Consider the following 16,762-nt stretch of genomic DNA (forward strand, 5'->3'; position numbering starts at 1 on the left):
GCGTCCCTCGCCGCGTTAGCCTGGAGCGTCAGACTCCAGCCAGTACCAAGTGAGGGGCGACAGCACTCGTGCGCATCGCCAGATTCTCCATCGACGGCAATGTCGCCTTCGGCGCCGTCGAGGGTGAGGGAACCGTCGAGTCCGGCGGTCTCGTCCTCGACATCATCAAGGGCATCCCGTACACCGACTTCGAGCTGAGCGGCACGAAGGTCCCGCTCAGCAAGGTACGGCTCCTGCCGCCCGTGCTCCCCAACAAGGTCGTGGCCATCGGCCGCAACTACGCGGAGCACGCCGCCGAACTCGGCAACGAGGTTCCGGAGGTCCCCGTCGCCTTCTTCAAGCCGACCACCTCCGTGATCGGCCCCGGCGACGCCATCGAGTACCCCTCCTTCTCGAACGAACTGCACCACGAGGCCGAACTGGCCGTGGTCATCGGCCGCATGTGCCGCGAGGTTCCGCGCGAACGGGTCAAGGATGTCGTCTTCGGCTACACCTGCGCCAACGACGTCACCGCGCGCGACGCGCAGCAGCGCGAGAAGCAGTGGGCCCGGGCCAAGGGCTTCGACACCAGCTGCCCGCTGGGCCCCTGGGTCGAGACGGACCTCGACCCGAGCGACCTCACCATCCAGGCCACGGTCAACGGCGAGCAGCGCCAGCTCGGTCGTACGAGTGACATGGTCCGCTCCATCGAGGACCTGGTCGTCCACATCACCGAGGCCATGACGCTGCTCCCGGGCGACGTCATCCTCACCGGCACTCCGGCCGGGGTCGGCCCCCTCAACGTCGGCGACGAGGTCGCCGTCACCATCGAAGGCATCGGCACTCTCACCAACAAGGTGATCAAGCGTGGCTAACGCGAACATCCGCGTACGTTTCTGTCCCTCGCCGACCGGCAACCCCCACGTGGGTCTGGTCCGCACCGCCCTGTTCAACTGGGCCTTCGCCCGGCACAACGAGGGCACCATGGTCTTCCGCATCGAGGACACCGACGCGGCGCGCGACTCCGAGGAGTCGTACGCGCAGCTGCTCGACTCGATGCGCTGGCTCGGTCTCGACTGGGACGAGGGCCCGGAGATCGGCGGCCCCCACGAGCCGTACCGTCAGTCGCAGCGGATGGACATCTACAAGGACGTCGCCCAGCGTCTGCTCGACGCCGGACACGCGTACCACTGCTTCTGCACCGCAGTGGAGCTGGAGGCCCGCCGTGACGCCGCCCGCCTGGCCGGCAAGCCCTCGGGCTACGACGGCACCTGCCGCAACCTGAGCGCCGAGCGCATCGAGCGCTACCGCGCCGAGGGCCGCGAGTCGATCGTCCGCTTCAAGATGCCCGACGAGCCGATCACCTTCACCGACCTGGTCCGCGGCGAGCTCACCTTCACCCCGGACAACGTCCCGGACTACGGCATCGTGCGCGCCAACGGCGCCCCGCTGTACACCCTGGTCAACCCGGTCGACGACGCGCTGATGGAGATCACCCACGTCCTGCGCGGCGAGGACCTGCTCTCCTCCACCCCGCGCCAGATCGCGCTCTACAAGGCGCTGATCGAGCTGGGCGTCGCCAAGGAGATCCCCGCCTTCGGCCACCTGCCGTACGTGATGGGCGAGGGCAACAAGAAGCTCTCCAAGCGCGACCCGCAGGCCTCCCTCAACCTCTACCGGGAGCGCGGCTTCCTCCCCGAGGGCCTCCTGAACTACCTCTCGCTCCTGGGCTGGTCGTTCTCGGCGGACCAGGACATCTTCACGATCGAGCAGATGATCGAGAAGTTCGACGTCGCCGACGTGAACGCCAACCCGGCGCGCTTCGACCTGAAGAAGGCCGAGTCGATCAACGCGGACCACATCCGCATGCTCGACGTGAAGGCCTTCGCCACGGCCTGCGAGCCCTGGCTGACGGCGCCGCACGCCAACTGGGCGCCCGAGGACTTCGACCGCGCCGCCTGGGAGGCCATCGCCCCGCACGCCCAGACCCGCCTCACGGTCCTCTCCGACATCACGGCCAACGTGGACTTCCTCTTCCTGCCCGAGCCGGTCTTCGACCAGCCCTCGTGGGACAAGGCCATGAAGGGCGAGCCGGCAGCCCTGCTGACCACCGCCCGCGCCAAGCTGGAGACGGCCGACTGGAGCGACCCCGAGTCGCTCAAGAACGCCGTCCTGGCCGCCGGCGAGGAGCACGGCCTGAAGCTCGGCAAGGCACAGGCCCCGGTCCGCGTCGCGGTCACGGGCCGCACCGTGGGTCTGCCGCTCTTCGAGTCCCTGGAGATCCTGGGCAAGGAGAAGACCCTCACCCGCATCGACGCGGCGCTGGCCAAGCTCGCCGCGTAGGGGTCGCAGAGAGTCGCAGAGACACGAGAAGGGGCGCCGGCCATGTGGCCGGCGCCCCTTCGCCGTCGTGTCCTGCCGTCCTGACCGCCGCTCACGCCACGGGCAGGAGCACCGTCCGCGTGCCGTGCGCCGCACAGATCTCGGTACTGCGCGAGAGGTCCATCATGTCGAACACACCCGCCAGGCAGAGCTGGAACCGGCTCAGCCCGCCCAGCTTCCGGCGGAGGTTCGAGACATGGAACTTCACCGTGCGCACCGAGATCCCCAGCGCCCGCGAGACCTCCTCGGACTCCTGCGAGACGACGAGCTGGGCGAGGATCTGGTGTTCTCTGGCGGTGAGTGTGTGCAGGTGCGACAGGGCCGTCTCCATCGTGGAGCGCAGTGGCTCCGGAAGACGGCACAGTCTGCATGCGGTCGTCATCGATCTCCCCCGGGCGACCGGTCGTACGTGTGGTCAGTGCGTCAGTGCGTCAGTGAGGCGGCCAGCCGCAGCCGGCTGTCCACCTGCTCCTTGGCGAGCGCCAGCGTCTCCGCGTGCTGCTCGATCAGCTGCTGCTGATAGGCCTTGGTCACCGCGTACCGCACACCGACCAGGTTGACCTGCTGCTTGCACTGTACGTCGGCCTTGGCCGCGGTGATCGCCCGCGGACCCGAGAGCTCCGGCCCTTCGAAGCCCAGCTCCTTGGCCGCCTTCATCGGGTCGTTGATCGTGAACCCGGCCTTCGCCATGCACTGCGACCACTTCTTGTCGACCGCGCGCACCCGGGAGTCCTCCCGCGTCTTCGACTCGGCCCCGCTCTTCAGGTTGAACACGAAGAGGATGTCGACCTCGCCCGCCTTACGGGCGTAGAGCTCGAGGAAGGACTCGCGCGTGCAGCCGCCCACGGGCACCTTCTGCCCGTTGAACGTCACATCGCTTCCGCCGCCCTTCTTGGCATCCTCCAGGGTGGGAGGAAGGTCGGACGGCTTCAGGTCGTCCTCGCCGTTGAGAGCCAGCATCTCCGCCCGGGTCAGCGGCTTCGCCGGGGCGGGCCGGGCCTGCTCCGGTGCCTTCGCGGCCGCGGGGTTCATGTACCCGTACTGCGCGGCCGCGTCGGGATCCGCGAGACCGAAGACCCGGGCGTTCGCCCCGCTCGTCGGGAGCGGCGGCTGTGCCGGGGGACGGTAGGTGAAGCCGAGGCGGGCCATGCACGTGCCGACGAGCACGTTCTGCGCCCGGCTGAGCGTGTTCTGCTGCTCGGGCGTCGCTTCGTAGGCTTCCAGGGGGAAGCTGATTCCCGTGGTCCTGAGCATCGTGGGCATGGAGTCGATCGGCGGTTCGGCGCTGCCGCCGGCGCCGTCCGAGCCGCCGGCGGAGCAGCCCGCCAGGGCAAGGACGGCGACGGCGGCAGAGGCCACGTGGTAGCGGCTCACTACCGGCCGGTGATGCTGGTCGAGGAGATCTCGTTCTTGAAGTTGGAGGACGCGTCCCCGGAGTAGCCGGACGGCAGCGAGCCCTGGATGCCCTCCTTGTACCAGTCCGTGAAGACGTACTGGGTGAAGACGGAGCGGTTCCAGTACGACGCCGTGTTGTCGTTCGTGGTCTGGCCCTTGCCGTTGCAGGAGCCGCTCGGGGCCTTGAAGTAGTCGTTGGAGAAGTCGTTGTCCGCGGCCACGTCGAAGACACAGCCGACCAGGCCCGAGTTGTAGTAGAGGCCGAACTCGCCGGACTCCAGCTTGCCGTCCTTGTCGTACGCGGCCGAGGCCGTGCCCGCGGTGCCCAGCAGGAAGCCGCCCATGGCGACCGCCGCGACCGCGGCCCTCATCACGCGCTTGTTCATTTTCCGCCCCTGTCGATCGATCAAAAGGTGTAAAAGATCTTGCGACCGGGAAGTGGATCATGTCCGAAACTCGCCCGTCTACTGTCCCCGAGGACAGTAGACGGCTCTGACCTCGGGGTTTTACCTTTGCCGCCCGGGCCGGAGGCTCGGCCCCCCGTGCATCGGAGTCCCCATGTCTGTACGCCCTGGCGCATTCGCGTGCGCGGCGGCGGTCCTCGCCTCCCTGCTCGTCACCGGCTGCTCCGGAGGCGACCCGGCCGAGGCGACGGGGGAGCGGAGCTACTACGACTGCCTCGAAGAGAACGGCGTCGCCCTGGAGAAGCGCGACGACGGCGTGGTGCGCGTCGACAAGGGCCAGGACGCCGCATCCCAGACAGCCGCCGAGGCGACGTGCGCGAACCTCCTCACCCGCGCCACGCCGACCGCCGCCGGCTCACCGCCCCCGGCGGACTTCCTGAGGACGGCGCGGGAGTTCAGCTCCTGCGTGCGCCAGAACGGCTACCCCGCGTACCCGGATCCGGATCCGGCCACCGGTGAGGTCGTCCTGGCGCCCGAGGAGAGGGCGACGTACCAGACGCCCGAGTTCCGGTCCGTCGTCGCGACGTGTGCTCCGGACACCGGCAGCGGCATGGTCGGCGGCTGACCGCACACACCGGTGAAACGACGAAGGACGACGATGGCGCAGGACGAGAACACCACTCAGGTCGTGGAGCAACTGACCGGACCCGAGCCGACCGGGCCCGAACCCGGGCCGGGCGCCGCCGCCCGCCGCCGCCGGTGGGTGCTCGCCGTCGCCGTCGGCGCCGTCCTGGCCACCACCGGCGGCCTGGGCGCGGCGCTGCTGGTCAAGTCCCCCGCGCAGGCGGCCGCGGAGGCCGCGCCGCCCGCCCCGGACGTGCTGACCGCACCCGTCGAACACCGCGTGCTGACCTCCTCGGTCGTCACCCGCGGCGAGGTGGTGGCGGGCCAGACCGTCGACGTGATCCCGCGGGTGACCGCCGGGGAGGGCGCGGCCCGTTCGGTGATCACCAAGATCCAGGTGGCCCCCGGGGACGCCGTCCGGGCCGGACAGGTGCTCCTCGAGGTCTCCGGACGGCCCGTGTTCGCCCTGGAGGGCGCCCTCCCCGTCTACCGCGACCTGCGTCCGGGCAGCACCGGCGACGACGTACGGCAACTCCAGCGCGCACTGCGGAAGCTCGGCCACGGGACGGGCTCCGACACCGAGGGCCGCTTCGGTCCCGGCACGAAGGCCGCGCTCGGCGCCCTCTACCGCTCCCTGGGCTACGACCCGGTGTCCGCGACGCCGGAGGGCGAGGGGGACCCGGTCGAGGAGGCCCGCAGCCAGGTCACCGCCGCCCGGCGCGCCCTCGAGGACGCCACGGAGGCGCCGAAGCCCGACCCGAAGGCGTCCGCCTCCGCCGGCGCGGGAACGTCCGACGACGGCGGGGACCGGCGGAAGGCCGAGCGCCGGGCACGGGAGGACCTGGCCGCCGCGCAGAAGAAGCTCACCGCGGCCGAGGCCGCCGCGGGCCCGATGCTGCCCGCAGCCGAAGTGGTGTTCCTGCAGAGCTTCCCCGCCCGCGTGGACTCGGTGTCCGCGAAGGTCGGCGGCGAGGCGACCGGCACGGCGATGAAGCTGTCCGCCGGCCGGCTCGTCGTCCAGGCGCACGTCCCGGAGTACCAGAAGGACCTCATCCGTCCCGGGAGCGCGGCCGAGATCTACTCCGAGGTCACCGGCGCCTCCGCCGAGGGCCGGGTCGCGTCCGTCTCCGACGCCCCCGTCCAGGCGGGCGCCACGGGCGGCGAAGGCCAGGGGACGCAGAACGGTGCCGACACGGGCCAGGGAGTGACCGGCTGGCTCGTCGAGATCACCCCCGGCACGCGACTGGACGCCGACCTGACCGGCCAGGACGTGCGGGTCACCGTCGTCGCCGCCTCGACCGCGGGCAAGGCCCTGGTCGTGCCCGTCACGGCGATCAGCTCCGGCGCCGACGGACGGACCACCGTGACCGTGCTGGAGACCGACGGCGACCGCCGGCGGGTGGAGATCCGGACGGGCACCGCCGGGGACGGTTTCGTGGCCGTCGTACCTACGGAGGGCGGGGAACTCGCCCCGGACGAGCAGGTGATCACGGGCGTGTCCCGCGAGAGGACCTCTCCGTGACCGGAAGCCCCACCGCCGGACCGGCCTCCGAGCCGGTCATCGAGTTCCGCCGGGTCGGACTGACCTACCCCGGGCCGCCGCCGGTGGCGGCCCTCCGGCCCTGCGACCTCACGGTCCGGCGCGGCGAGTTCGTCGCCGTCGTCGGCCCTTCGGGCTCCGGCAAGTCCACCTTCCTGAACATCGCCGGTCTGCTGGACGCCCCCACCGACGGCATGTACCTGCTGGACGGCATCGACACCGGCACGCTCCGGGACGCGGACCGCACCGCGCTGCGCGGCCGCCGCATCGGCTTCGTCTTCCAGTCGTTCCACCTGCTGCCCCAGCGCAGCGCGTTGGAGAACGTGATGCTCGCCCTCGTCTACAACGGGACCCCCCGCCGGGAGCGGCCGGAGCGGGCCCGCCGGGCGCTGGAGCAGGTGGGCCTCGGCCACCGCGTCGACGCCCTGCCCACCCGTATGTCCGGAGGCGAGCGGCAGCGCGTCGCCGTCGCCCGGGCCCTGGTGACCCGGCCCTCCCTGCTGCTGTGCGACGAGCCGACGGGCAACCTGGACACGGAGAACGCGGACTCGGTGCTGGCCCTGCTGGAGCAACTGCACGGAGACGGCATGACCGTGCTGGTGATCACCCACGATCCGCTGGTCGCCGGCCGCGCCAAGCGCACGGTGACCATCCGGGACGGGGTGCTGAGTTCCTCCGAGCCGGCGACGCGCGAGGTGGCCCGGTGAGACGTCCGCGCCGTACGAGCCGTGTCCCGTCCTCCGTCTTCGGCTGGCGCGACGTGCTCTCCGAATCCCTCGCCGGCATGCTCCAGCGCCCCGGACGCTCCGCCCTGACCGCCCTGGGCACGGTCCTCGGCGTGGGGACCTTCGTCGCGATCCTCGGGCTGACCGCCACCACCTCGTCGCAGATCGACGCCCGGTTCAACGCCCTGAGCGCGACCGAGGTGACCGTCGAGGACATCGCCCGCCAGGAGGACGAGTTCGCCGGGCCCGCCTTTCCCGCCGACGCCGACGCGCGGATCGAGCGCCTGAACGGCGTCGAGCACGCCGGGGTGTACTGGCCGGTGCGCCTGGCACCGGACGAGTCCGTACGCTCCTCCGTCGTCGCCGGCGACGACGGCGCCCAGAACCCCGTCGACGTCGTCGCCGCCTCGCCCGGAGTGCTCGCCGCCGCGGGCGTCCGCCTCGCCGAGGGCAGGGTCTACGACGCCTATGCGTCGGAACGCGGGGAGCTGGTGGCCGTCATCGGCGAGGGAGTCGCCGACCGGCTCGGCATCACCACCCTGGAGACCCGTCCGGCCGTCTTCATCGGCGGCCGCCCCTTCACCGTCACCGGCATCGTCTCCGGCACGGACCGGAAGGCCGACCTGCTGCTGTCGGTCGTCGTGCCGCGCACCACGGCGGAACGCGTCTGGGGGCCGCCGGAGGACGGCGCGCAGATGCTGGTCTCCACCGAGCTGGGTGCCGCCGCGCAGATCGCCGAGGAGGCCGCCACGGCGCTGCGCCCGGACCATCCCGAGTACTTCAAGGTGGTCCCCCCGCCGGACCCCAAGGCGCTGCGGGGCAAGGTCGGTGACGATCTGAACCGGCTCTTCCTGCTGCTGGCGTCCATCTGTCTGGTGATCGGCGCGGTGGGCATCGCCAACACCACGCTGGTCGCCGTCCTGGAGCGCACGGGGGAGATCGGGCTGCGCCGGGCGCTCGGCGCGCGCGGCCGCCACATCACCGTGCAGTTCCTCGCGGAGTCCGGCGCGCTCGGCGCCCTCGGCGGCCTCGTCGGGACGTCCCTGGGCGTTCTGACGGTCGTGGTGGTCGCCGTGGTCCGTGACTGGACCCCGGTCATCCACCCCGTGACCGCCGCGGCGGCCCCGGTCATCGGCCTGGTGACGGGCGTCGTCGCGGGGCTCTACCCGGCGTGGCGCGCGGCCAGGATCCAGCCCGCGGAGGCGCTGCGCCGCTGACCCCGGGCGGAACGCCCCACGCCGCGGCCGGTGCTGGAGTACGTTCGGAGCATGGCCATCCGCGCGGTCCTCTGGGACGTCGACGACACGATCTTCGCCTACTCGCGCGCGGATCTGGCCGGCATGCGCGACCACCTCACGGCCGAGGGCCTGGTGGACGGATTCGACTCCGTCGACCAGGCCCTCCGCCGTTGGCAGGAGCTCACGGTCGTGCACTGGCGGCGCTTCGAGGCCGGTGGTGTGGACTTCCAGGAGCAGCGGCGCGAGCGGGTGCGGGCGTTCCTCGCGGTGCCCGGCCTGGTGGCAGCGGAGGCCGACGCCTGGTTCGAGCGGTATCTCGCGCACTACGAGGCGGCCTGGGAGCTCTTCCCCGACGCCGTCCCCGTGCTCGATCTGCTCGCGCGTGACTACCGTCACGCCGTCCTGTCGAACTCCTCGATCCACAACCAGGACCGCAAGCTGCGCGTGCTGGGCGTACGGGACCGCTTCGAGGCCGTCGTCTGCGCCGCGGAACTCGGGGTCGCCAAGCCGGCCGCCGAGGCCTTCCACGCCGCCTGCGCCGCCCTCCAGCTGGCCCCGGAGGAGGTGGCGTACGTCGGCGACCAGCCGGACATCGACGCCCTGGGGGCGGACGGGGCGGGCCTGCGGGGCATCTGGCTGGACCGGGCCGGGACCGGCGGACGGCCGGAGCTGACCCGGATCACCGACCTCCACCAGCTCCCCGGACTGCTGCGCGGGGATACCCGTTTTGGAGCGCCGGACACCTTCGGGTAATGTTCTTCCTGCGCCGAGGGGAGCAAGCCGAAAGGCAGAAACCCCCGAAGCGCAACCCGAACAAGATCCCCCACGGCGGGGATCGCGTTTTGGTGGCCTATGGTGTAATTGGCAGCACGACTGATTCTGGTTCAGTTAGTCTAGGTTCGAGTCCTGGTAGGCCAGCTCGCAGAGCTCATCTGCACGTACGCGGATCTCATCCGCAACGCCCCCGTTGTGTAGCGGCCTAGCACGCTGCCCTCTCACGGCAGTAGCGCCGGTTCGAATCCGGTCGGGGGTACAGATCCTTCCCGCGGGATCACCTGGGTCGCACCCGGTGAACCCGATGCAGGATCGCTAGGGCCCCCGTTGTGTAGCGGCCTAGCACGCCGCCCTCTCAAGGCGGTAGCGCCGGTTCGAATCCGGTCGGGGGTACTGGTCTAAACCACCATGGCCTATGGTGTAATTGGCAACACTACGGTTTCTGGTACCGTCATTCTAGGTTCGAGTCCTGGTAGGCCAGCTCGCAGAGCTCATCTGCACCCGCGGATCTGATCCGCAAGGCCCCCGTTGTGTAGCGGCCTAGCACGCCGCCCTCTCAAGGCGGTAGCGCCGGTTCGAATCCGGTCGGGGGTACAGAACGAAGAAGCCCTTCCCTTCGGGGGAGGGCTTCTTCGTCGTTCCGGTATGAGGACACAACTCCGGCCCACCGCTGCGGCGTTGAAGCGGTGGGCCGGTCGTACGGGCAGGAGGGGCGAGGTGCGTCAGCCGTTGCGGCGGAGCGCCTCGGAGAGGCGGGCGGCGGCGTCGATGACCGCCTGGGCGTGCATACGGCCCGGGTGGCGCGTCAGGCGCTCGATCGGCCCGGAGACCGACACTGCGGCCACCACGCGGTTCGAGGGGCCGCGTACGGGCGCGGAGACGGACGCGACGCCCGGCTCCCGCTCGCCGATCGACTGGGCCCACCCACGGCGCCGTACGCCCGAGAGGGCCGTCGCCGTGAAGCGGGCGCCCTGAAGGCCGCGGTGGAGCCGCTCGGGCTCCTCCCAGGCCATCAGGATCTGCGCCGAGGAGCCGGCCTTCATCGTCAGCGTGGAGCCGACCGGGACCGTGTCCCGAAGGCCGGACAGCCGCTCGGCGGCCGCCACGCAGATGCGCATGTCGCCCTGGCGCCGGTAGAGCTGGGCGCTCTCGCCGGTGACATCGCGCAGATGCGTCAGTACCGGGCCGGCCGTGGCGAGCAGGCGGTCCTCACCGGCCGCGGCGGCGAGCTCCGCCAGGCGCGGTCCGAGGATGAACCGGCCCTGCATGTCGCGCGCCACCATCCGGTGGTGTTCCAGTGCCACGGCGAGGCGATGTGCCGTGGGTCTTGCGAGTCCCGTCGCCGCGACCAGACCTGCGAGGGTGGCCGGACCGGACTCCAGGGCGCTCAGGACAAGGGCTGCCTTGTCGAGAACACCCACGCCGCTAGAGTTGTCCATGCAACGATATTCACGTCTCACTCTGTGAAACGCAAGTTCAATTTTCCGGGGATCTTGCGACCCTGGTGAGGCGGCCGCACAACGGCTCGCGAAACGGGTCTCTAGTTGTGCCGACGTAGACGTCGGCCGGAGGGAAAGCGATGGGTAGGACACTCGCGGAGAAGGTCTGGGACGACCACGTCGTCCGGCGCGCCGAGGGCGAGCCCGACCTCCTCTTCATCGATCTGCACCTGCTGCACGAGGTGACCAGCCCCCAGGCGTTCGACGGCCTGCGCCAGAACGGCCGGCAGGTGCGGCGCCTCGACCTCACCATCGCCACCGAGGACCACAACACCCCGACCCTCGACATCGACAAGCCCATCGCCGACCCGGTCTCGCGCGCCCAGTTGGAGACGCTGCGGAAGAACTGCGCCGAGTTCGGCGTACGGCTGCACCCGCTGGGCGACGTCGAGCAGGGCGTCGTCCACGTCGTGGGCCCGCAGCTGGGCCTGACCCAGCCCGGCACCACCGTGGTCTGCGGCGACTCCCACACCTCCACGCACGGCGCCTTCGGCGCGCTGGCGTTCGGTATCGGCACCAGCCAGGTCGAGCACGTGCTGGCCACCCAGACGCTGCCGCTGGCCCGTCCCAAGACCATGGCGATCACGGTCGACGGCGAGCTGCCCGAGGACGTCACGGCCAAGGACCTGATCCTGGCGATCATCGCCAAGATCGGCACCGGCGGAGGCCAGGGCTACGTCCTGGAGTACCGCGGCTCCGCCGTCGAGAAGCTCTCGATGGAAGCCCGGATGACCGTCTGCAACATGTCGATCGAGGCCGGCGCCCGCGCGGGCATGATCGCCCCGGACGAGACCACCTTCGCGTACCTGAAGGGCCGCGCCCACGCCCCCGAGGGCGAGGACTGGGACGCCGCCGTCGCGTACTGGAAGACCCTGAAGTCCGACGAGGACGCCGTCTTCGACGCCGAGGTCGTCATCGACGCCGCCTCCCTGGCTCCGTTCGTCACCTGGGGCACCAACCCCGGCCAGGGTGCGCCGCTTTCGGCGAACGTCCCCGACCCGGCTTCGTACGAAGACGCTTCGGAGCGCCTGGCCGCCGAAAAGGCCCTGGAGTACATGGGGTTGACCGCCGGGCAGCCGCTGCGGGACATCAAGGTCGACACCGTCTTCGTAGGCTCCTGCACCAACGGCCGCATCGAGGACCTGCGCAACGCCGCCGCCCTGCTGGAGGGCCGCAAGGTCGCCGACGGCGTCCGGATGCTGGTCGTCCCCGGCTCGGTGCGCGTCGCCCTGCAGGCCGTCGAGGAAGGCCTGGACAAGGTCTTCAAGGAGTCCGGCGCCGAATGGCGGCACGCGGGCTGCTCCATGTGCCTGGGCATGAACCCCGACCAACTGGCGCCCGGCGAGCGCTCCGCGTCCACCTCCAACCGCAACTTCGAGGGCCGGCAGGGCAAGGGCGGACGCACCCACCTGGTCTCGCCCCAGGTCGCCGCCGCCACCGCCGTACTGGGCCACCTGGCCTCCCCGGCCGATCTGTCCGACGTCGCTACGCCCGCGGGGGTCTGAGGAACCATGGAAGCTTTCACCACACACACCGGCCGAGCCGTCCCGCTGCGCCGCAGCAACGTCGACACCGACCAGATCATCCCCGCGCACTGGCTCAAGAAGGTCACCCGCGACGGCTTCGAGGACGGGCTGTTCGAGGCCTGGCGCAAGGACTCCGAGTTCGTGCTCAACCGCCCCGAGCGGCAGGGCGCCACGGTCCTGGTGGCCGGCCCCGACTTCGGCACCGGCTCCTCCCGTGAGCACGCCGTCTGGGCGCTGCAGAACTACGGCTTCAAGACCGTCATCTCCTCCCGCTTCGCCGACATCTTCCGCGGCAACTCGCTGAAGAACGGTCTGCTGACGGTCGTCCTCGACCAGCCCACCGTGGACGCCCTCTGGGAGTTGACGGAGGCCGACCCGACGGCCGAAATCACTGTTGACTTGGAGCGCCGCAAGGTGCTGGCGGCCGGGATCGACGCCGACTTCGAGCTCGACGAGAACGCCCGCTGGCGTCTCCTGAACGGTCTGGACGACATCAGCCTCACCCTTCAGAACGAAGCCGACATCGCCGCCTACGAGGCGTCCAGGCCGGCCTTCAAGCCCCGTACAATTACGGCCTGAGCAGCGCTTTTCCACGACTGCGCCCCCCACCCTCCGGTGGGGGGCGCAGTCGCTTGTTGAGACCCTGTCGGGCGACAACTCGCCCTAGATGGCACAATCGGTGCATGGAACGCGACAGCCAACTCGAGCTCTACGAGGCAGTCGCCGCCCGATTGAAGGAAGCGCACACAAGAGTGCGCGCACTGCAAGTCCCGGAGGGCGTAAGGATGGCGCTGTCCCGGAAGCTGCTGGTCGTCACGGCAGCGGCGAAGCACGATCTCGCGGACGCGGCAACGCGTCTCGACCGGTTGATGAAGGACCTCGACGAGGGCCGATTCCCTGAAGACGACTGACACCAGGAACTCCGCAACGGGACTTCTGCGTTGCGGCACTAGGGTGATTAGCCCGTTTCGTGTTTGATTTGCGGTATATACATGCCTAACGTGCGAAAAAGCTTGAACACTTTCGTTCTGGCAATGTCTCCGAAGGGGAAGACGTGAACAAGGCGCAGCTCGTAGAAGCGATTGCCGACAAGATGGGCGGTCGCCAGCAGGCGGCCGACGCCGTCGACCACGTGCTCGACGCCATCGTGCGTGCCGTGGTCTCCGGAGACCGGGTCTCGGTCACCGGCTTCGGCTCGTTCGAGAAGGTCGACCGTCCGGCCCGGTACGCCCGCAACCCGCAGACGGGTGAGCGCGTGCGGGTCAAGAAGACCTCGGTTCCGCGCTTCCGTGCGGGTCAGGGCTTCAAGGACCTGGTCAGCGGCTCGAAGAAGCTCCCCAAGGGCGGCGAGGTCGCGGTCAAGAAGGCGCCCAAGGGCAGCCTGATGGGCGGCGCCTCGGCGACGGTGAAGAAGGCGGCGGCCAAGAAGGCCACCACCGCCAAGAAGGCGGCCGCGAAGAAGGCCACCACCGCCAAGAAGGTGGCCGTCAAGAAGACCACCGCGGCGGCCAAGAAGACGACGGCCGCGGCCAAGAAGACCACCGCGGCGGCCAAGAAGACCACGGCGGCGGCCAAGAAGGCGACGCCGGCGAAGAAGACCACCACCGCGGCGGCCAAGAAGACCACCGCCAAGAAGACCGCGCCGGCGAAGAAGGCCACGGCGAAGAAGGCGCCCGCCAAGAAGACGACGGCGCGCAAGACCACCGCCAAGAAGACCGCCGCGAAGAAGTAGAAGTAAGCGGCACAAGGGTCGAGGGCCACTCACACGCCGGGCCGGGCTCCCCTCGGGGAGCCCGGCCCGCGGCGCGTCCGCACTGCGACTGCTGCCCTGTTCGGCCCAGCGGGGCCGTACCGGTTGCTCAGAGGGTCTGCAGCGTCACCAGCGTGATCCGCAGCCCCGCGCCGTCCGCGCCGGGCTCCGTCTCGATCCGCACCCGCTGCCCCGGACGCAGCAGCAGCAGCCCGCCCGCGTCGAAGGCCTCGGCCCCGAACTCCACCGGGGTGCCGTCGTCGAGCAGCACACTGCCGCTGCGGGTCTCGGGGTCGTACGTGTACGCGGTCGCCTGCATGGGCCGCAGCCTATCCGGCCGCGCGATCACCGGCCGCACGATCCCAGTGGGCGGCCGTCCGTGGACCGATCCCCAACGCCAGTGCGGCAGCCAGATCCTCGCCGGTGTCCACGTCCCGGCGTACGGAATCCACCCCGGCCAGTCTGATTTCCACCGCCCCCGACGACAAATGCCTGAGCCGCGAAGCGCCTCCGAATGCAGGTGCCAATTCCACCCCCGGACCCGCCGAGAGGAATGTCGTACCTATTTCGGCGGCATCCGCGAGAAATGCCCGGGGGAATTCACGGGCCGCTTCCAGGACCCGGGCGAGTTCCTCCGGCCGCAGCGCGGGCAGGTCCGCGTTGAGCGCCGCCACGCGCGCGTGGGGCCGGGCGTCCCGTACCGTCCGTGCCCCGTGCGCCAGCGCCGCGTTGAGTCCGGCGGCCGGGGAGTCGGGCACGATCCGCGCCCCGAGCGCCGCCAGCGCCACCGCGGCGGACTGATCGTCCGTGACGACCGCCACATCCCGCACCCGCCCGCACTCCAGCGCCGCGGCCACCGTGTCCTGCGCGAACGCCAGCGCGAGCCGCGGACGCAAGCCGTTCCCGGCGGTCGCGGCGAGCCTGCTCTTCGCCCGCGCAAGGGGCTTCAGGGGTACGACCAGGGACCAGCCGTCGTCCGGATCGATGTTCATCGCGGCCCATTGTGACCCGGCACCACGCCCCCGCGTCCGACGGGCCGGAGAGCCCGGCGCCCGGCGCCCGCGCGATCCCGGGGCGTACGGTGTTCTCGACAGACCAGGAGCATGGGGCGACACTTGGCCCCCTGCACGCCAGTCCCAGAGGAAGGTGCACGAGTGTCCCGCCGCAGAATCGGCTTCTGGTACCGCCTGGCGGCGGTCATCGCCAAACCCCCACTGGTGGTTCTGTTCAAGCGGGACTGGCGCGGAACGGAACACATTCCGGCCGACGGCGGATTCATCACCGCCGTCAATCACAACTCGTATCTGGACCCGCTGTCGTACGCGCATTTCCAGTACAACACCGGACGTGTCCCGCGCTTTCTCGCCAAGGCCGCCCTCTTCAAGGGCTCGTTCGTCGGCACCATGCTCCGCGGCACCGGACAGATCCCCGTCTACCGCGAGACGACCAACGCCCTGGACGCCTTCCGGGCCGCCGTCGACGCCATCGAGCGCGGCGAGTGCGTCGCCTTCTACCCCGAGGGCACCCTCACCCGCGACCCGGAGATGTGGCCCATGGCGGGCAAGACCGGCGCCGCCCGCGTCGCGCTCCTCACCAAGGCCCCGGTCATCCCGGTCGCCCAGTGGGGCGCCAACCTCGCCATGCCGCCGTACGCCAAGGAGAACAAGCTCAGCCTGTTCCCGCGCAAGACGCTGATCGTGCAGGCCGGTCCGCCCGTCGACCTCTCCCGCTTCCACGACCAGGAGCCCACGCCCGAGGTGCTGCGCGAGGCGACCGAGGTCATCATGGCGGCGATCACGTCGCTTCTGGAGGACGTCCGGGGCGAGAAGTCGCCGGGCGAGCCGTACGACCACCGCAAGGCGCGGCTGGAGCAGCGGCGCAAGGCCGCCGGGGAGGGCACGAAGTGACCAAGGCAGCCGTATTCGGAACCGGGTCCTGGGGTACCGCCTTCGGCATGGTGCTCGCCGACGCGGGATGCGACGTGACGCTCTGGGGCCGCCGCGCCGAGCTCGTCGAGGCCGTCAACACGACCCGCACCAACCCCGACTACCTCCCGGGTGTCGAACTCCCCGCGAACGTCAGGGCCACCACCGACCCGGCCGAGGCCGCCCACGACGCCGACTTCACCGTCCTCGTCGTCCCCTCGCAGACCCTTCGCGCCAACCTCGCCGAGTGGGCCCCCAAGCTGGCCCCCGACACCGTCCTCGTCTCCCTGATGAAGGGGGTCGAACTCGGCACCGCCGAGCGGATGAGCGAGGTCATCATGGAGGTCGCCGACGTGCCCGCCGAGCGCGTCGCCGTCCTGACCGGTCCCAACCTGGCCAAGGAGATCGCCGCCCGGCAGCCCGCCGGTGCCGTCGTCGCCTGCGCCGACGAATCCGTCGCGCAGCGGCTCCAGACCGCCTGCATGACCCCGTACTTCCGCCCGTACACCAGCACCGACGTCGTCGGCTGCGAGCTCGGCGGGGCCGTCAAGAACGTCATCGGGCTCGCCGTCGGCATCGCCAACGGCATGGGGCTCGGCGACAACTCCAAGGCCACCCTCATCACCCGCGGCCTCGCCGAGACCACCCGGCTCGGCCTCGCCATGGGCGCCGACCCGCTCACCTTCTCCGGCCTCGCCGGCCTCGGCGACCTGGTCGCCACCTGCTCCTCGCCGCTCTCCCGGAACAACACCTTCGGCACCAATCTGGGCCGCGGGATGACCCTGGAGGAGACCATCGCGGCGACCAAGCAGACCGCGGAGGGCGTCAAGTCCTGCGAGTCCGTGCTCGATCTGGCCCGCCGCCACGGCGTCGACATGCCGATCACCGAGACGGTCGTCTCGATCGTCCACGAGGGCAAGCCGCCGATCGTCGCCCTCAAGGAACTGATGTCGCGCAGCGCCAAGTCCGAGCGCCGCTGACGGCCGCGCCGGGACGGACGC

The 16,762-nt window shown here is 70.6% G+C and carries 19 protein-coding genes and 5 tRNA genes; 18 read left to right on the forward strand and 6 right to left on the reverse strand.

Annotation, left to right across the window (positions count from 1 at the left end):
* Positions 1–68: 68 nt before the first annotated feature.
* Both ACFVGW_RS29570 and gltX read left to right on the forward strand, forming a co-directional pair.
* The gene (locus ACFVGW_RS29570) at positions 69–854 is read left to right on the forward strand and encodes a fumarylacetoacetate hydrolase family protein (RefSeq protein WP_352190349.1); all 786 of its coding nucleotides are present in this window, start codon (positions 69–71) and stop codon (positions 852–854) included.
* On the forward strand, positions 847–2,322 hold the full coding sequence (gene gltX / locus ACFVGW_RS29575) for a glutamate--tRNA ligase (protein WP_352190348.1): 1,476 nt from the start codon (positions 847–849) through the stop codon (positions 2,320–2,322). The genes ACFVGW_RS29570 and gltX overlap by 8 nt, the downstream gene beginning before the upstream one ends.
* 91 nt (positions 2,323–2,413) lie before the next feature.
* Here gltX and ACFVGW_RS29580 read toward each other — a convergent pair whose 3' ends face one another.
* From ACFVGW_RS29580 to ACFVGW_RS29590, 3 genes are read right to left on the reverse strand one after another with little or no spacing between them, the layout of a single operon-like run.
* Entirely contained in the window at positions 2,414–2,743 is a 330-nt protein-coding gene (locus ACFVGW_RS29580) for a helix-turn-helix transcriptional regulator (RefSeq protein WP_385854098.1), read from the reverse strand.
* 41 nt (positions 2,744–2,784) lie between these two features.
* On the reverse strand, positions 2,785–3,720 hold the full coding sequence (locus ACFVGW_RS29585) for a hypothetical protein (RefSeq protein WP_385854099.1): 936 nt from the start codon (positions 3,718–3,720) through the stop codon (positions 2,785–2,787).
* Between the two features lie 14 nt (positions 3,721–3,734).
* Positions 3,735–4,142, reverse strand: a complete 408-nt coding sequence (locus ACFVGW_RS29590; protein WP_385854100.1) for a hypothetical protein — start codon at positions 4,140–4,142, stop codon at positions 3,735–3,737.
* A gap of 172 nt (positions 4,143–4,314) precedes the next feature.
* Here ACFVGW_RS29590 and ACFVGW_RS29595 point away from each other — a divergent pair, with 172 nt between their 5' ends.
* From ACFVGW_RS29595 to ACFVGW_RS29640, 10 genes are all read left to right on the forward strand, one after another.
* A complete protein-coding gene (locus ACFVGW_RS29595; protein WP_385854101.1) occupies positions 4,315–4,785 on the forward strand; it encodes a hypothetical protein in 471 nt (156 codons plus the stop codon).
* A gap of 33 nt (positions 4,786–4,818) precedes the next feature.
* Positions 4,819–6,306 (forward strand): peptidoglycan-binding protein, encoded by a 1,488-nt coding sequence (locus tag ACFVGW_RS29600; protein ID WP_385854102.1) that lies wholly within the window; start codon positions 4,819–4,821, stop codon positions 6,304–6,306.
* A complete protein-coding gene (locus ACFVGW_RS29605) occupies positions 6,303–7,031 on the forward strand; it encodes an ABC transporter ATP-binding protein (RefSeq protein WP_385854103.1) in 729 nt (242 codons plus the stop codon). The genes ACFVGW_RS29600 and ACFVGW_RS29605 overlap by 4 nt, the downstream gene beginning before the upstream one ends.
* On the forward strand, positions 7,028–8,266 hold the full coding sequence (locus tag ACFVGW_RS29610; protein ID WP_385854104.1) for an ABC transporter permease: 1,239 nt from the start codon (positions 7,028–7,030) through the stop codon (positions 8,264–8,266). The genes ACFVGW_RS29605 and ACFVGW_RS29610 overlap by 4 nt, the downstream gene beginning before the upstream one ends.
* Positions 8,267–8,317: 51 nt before the next feature.
* Positions 8,318–9,040 carry an HAD family hydrolase gene (locus ACFVGW_RS29615; protein WP_385854105.1) on the forward strand — a complete coding sequence of 241 codons (723 nt, stop codon included), beginning with the start codon at positions 8,318–8,320 and terminating at the stop codon, positions 9,038–9,040.
* A gap of 93 nt (positions 9,041–9,133) precedes the next feature.
* Positions 9,134–9,205: transfer RNA gene (locus tag ACFVGW_RS29620), tRNA-Gln, on the forward strand.
* A 42-nt stretch (positions 9,206–9,247) separates the two neighbouring features.
* Positions 9,248–9,320, forward strand: a tRNA-Glu gene (locus ACFVGW_RS29625).
* A gap of 61 nt (positions 9,321–9,381) precedes the next feature.
* Positions 9,382–9,454, forward strand: a tRNA-Glu gene (locus tag ACFVGW_RS29630).
* Between the two features lie 16 nt (positions 9,455–9,470).
* Positions 9,471–9,542: transfer RNA gene (locus ACFVGW_RS29635), tRNA-Gln, on the forward strand.
* A gap of 40 nt (positions 9,543–9,582) precedes the next feature.
* A tRNA-Glu gene (locus tag ACFVGW_RS29640) sits at positions 9,583–9,655 on the forward strand.
* 128 nt (positions 9,656–9,783) lie between these two features.
* Here ACFVGW_RS29640 and ndgR read toward each other — a convergent pair.
* Positions 9,784–10,500: an IclR family transcriptional regulator NdgR gene (gene ndgR / locus ACFVGW_RS29645; protein ID WP_005311436.1), complete on the reverse strand. Its 717-nt coding sequence runs from the start codon at positions 10,498–10,500 to the stop codon at positions 9,784–9,786.
* A 140-nt stretch (positions 10,501–10,640) separates the two neighbouring features.
* Here ndgR and leuC point away from each other — a divergent pair, with 140 nt between their 5' ends.
* The 4 genes from leuC (at position 10,641) to ACFVGW_RS29665 (ending at position 13,818) form a co-directional block, all read left to right on the forward strand.
* Positions 10,641–12,065 carry a 3-isopropylmalate dehydratase large subunit gene (gene leuC / locus ACFVGW_RS29650; RefSeq protein ID WP_383226640.1) on the forward strand — a complete coding sequence of 475 codons (1,425 nt, stop codon included), beginning with the start codon at positions 10,641–10,643 and terminating at the stop codon, positions 12,063–12,065.
* A gap of 6 nt (positions 12,066–12,071) precedes the next feature.
* The gene (gene leuD / locus ACFVGW_RS29655; RefSeq protein ID WP_352190338.1) at positions 12,072–12,665 is read left to right on the forward strand and encodes a 3-isopropylmalate dehydratase small subunit; all 594 of its coding nucleotides are present in this window, start codon (positions 12,072–12,074) and stop codon (positions 12,663–12,665) included.
* 104 nt (positions 12,666–12,769) lie between these two features.
* Positions 12,770–12,997, forward strand: a complete 228-nt coding sequence (locus tag ACFVGW_RS29660; protein WP_031013922.1) for a hypothetical protein — start codon at positions 12,770–12,772, stop codon at positions 12,995–12,997.
* Between the two features lie 143 nt (positions 12,998–13,140).
* On the forward strand, positions 13,141–13,818 hold the full coding sequence (locus ACFVGW_RS29665) for an HU family DNA-binding protein (protein ID WP_383226643.1): 678 nt from the start codon (positions 13,141–13,143) through the stop codon (positions 13,816–13,818).
* Between the two features lie 127 nt (positions 13,819–13,945).
* Here the strand turns inward: ACFVGW_RS29665 and ACFVGW_RS29670 are convergent, their stop codons facing one another.
* Positions 13,946–14,155 (reverse strand): hypothetical protein, encoded by a 210-nt coding sequence (locus ACFVGW_RS29670; RefSeq protein WP_352190336.1) that lies wholly within the window; start codon positions 14,153–14,155, stop codon positions 13,946–13,948.
* A 10-nt stretch (positions 14,156–14,165) separates the two neighbouring features.
* A complete protein-coding gene (gene cofC, locus ACFVGW_RS29675; RefSeq protein WP_385854106.1) occupies positions 14,166–14,828 on the reverse strand; it encodes a 2-phospho-L-lactate guanylyltransferase in 663 nt (220 codons plus the stop codon).
* A 162-nt stretch (positions 14,829–14,990) separates the two neighbouring features.
* Here cofC and ACFVGW_RS29680 point away from each other — a divergent pair, with 162 nt between their 5' ends.
* Both ACFVGW_RS29680 and ACFVGW_RS29685 read left to right on the forward strand, forming a co-directional pair.
* The gene (locus ACFVGW_RS29680; protein ID WP_352190334.1) at positions 14,991–15,743 is read left to right on the forward strand and encodes a lysophospholipid acyltransferase family protein; all 753 of its coding nucleotides are present in this window, start codon (positions 14,991–14,993) and stop codon (positions 15,741–15,743) included.
* The gene (locus ACFVGW_RS29685) at positions 15,740–16,741 is read left to right on the forward strand and encodes an NAD(P)H-dependent glycerol-3-phosphate dehydrogenase (RefSeq protein ID WP_352190333.1); all 1,002 of its coding nucleotides are present in this window, start codon (positions 15,740–15,742) and stop codon (positions 16,739–16,741) included. Before ACFVGW_RS29680 ends, ACFVGW_RS29685 begins: the two co-directional genes overlap by 4 nt.
* Positions 16,742–16,762 lie beyond the last annotated feature (21 nt).

The organism is Streptomyces sp. NPDC127129 (genome assembly GCF_042671585.1).
In the GTDB taxonomy this organism is placed as follows: Bacteria; Actinomycetota; Actinomycetes; order Streptomycetales; family Streptomycetaceae; genus Streptomyces.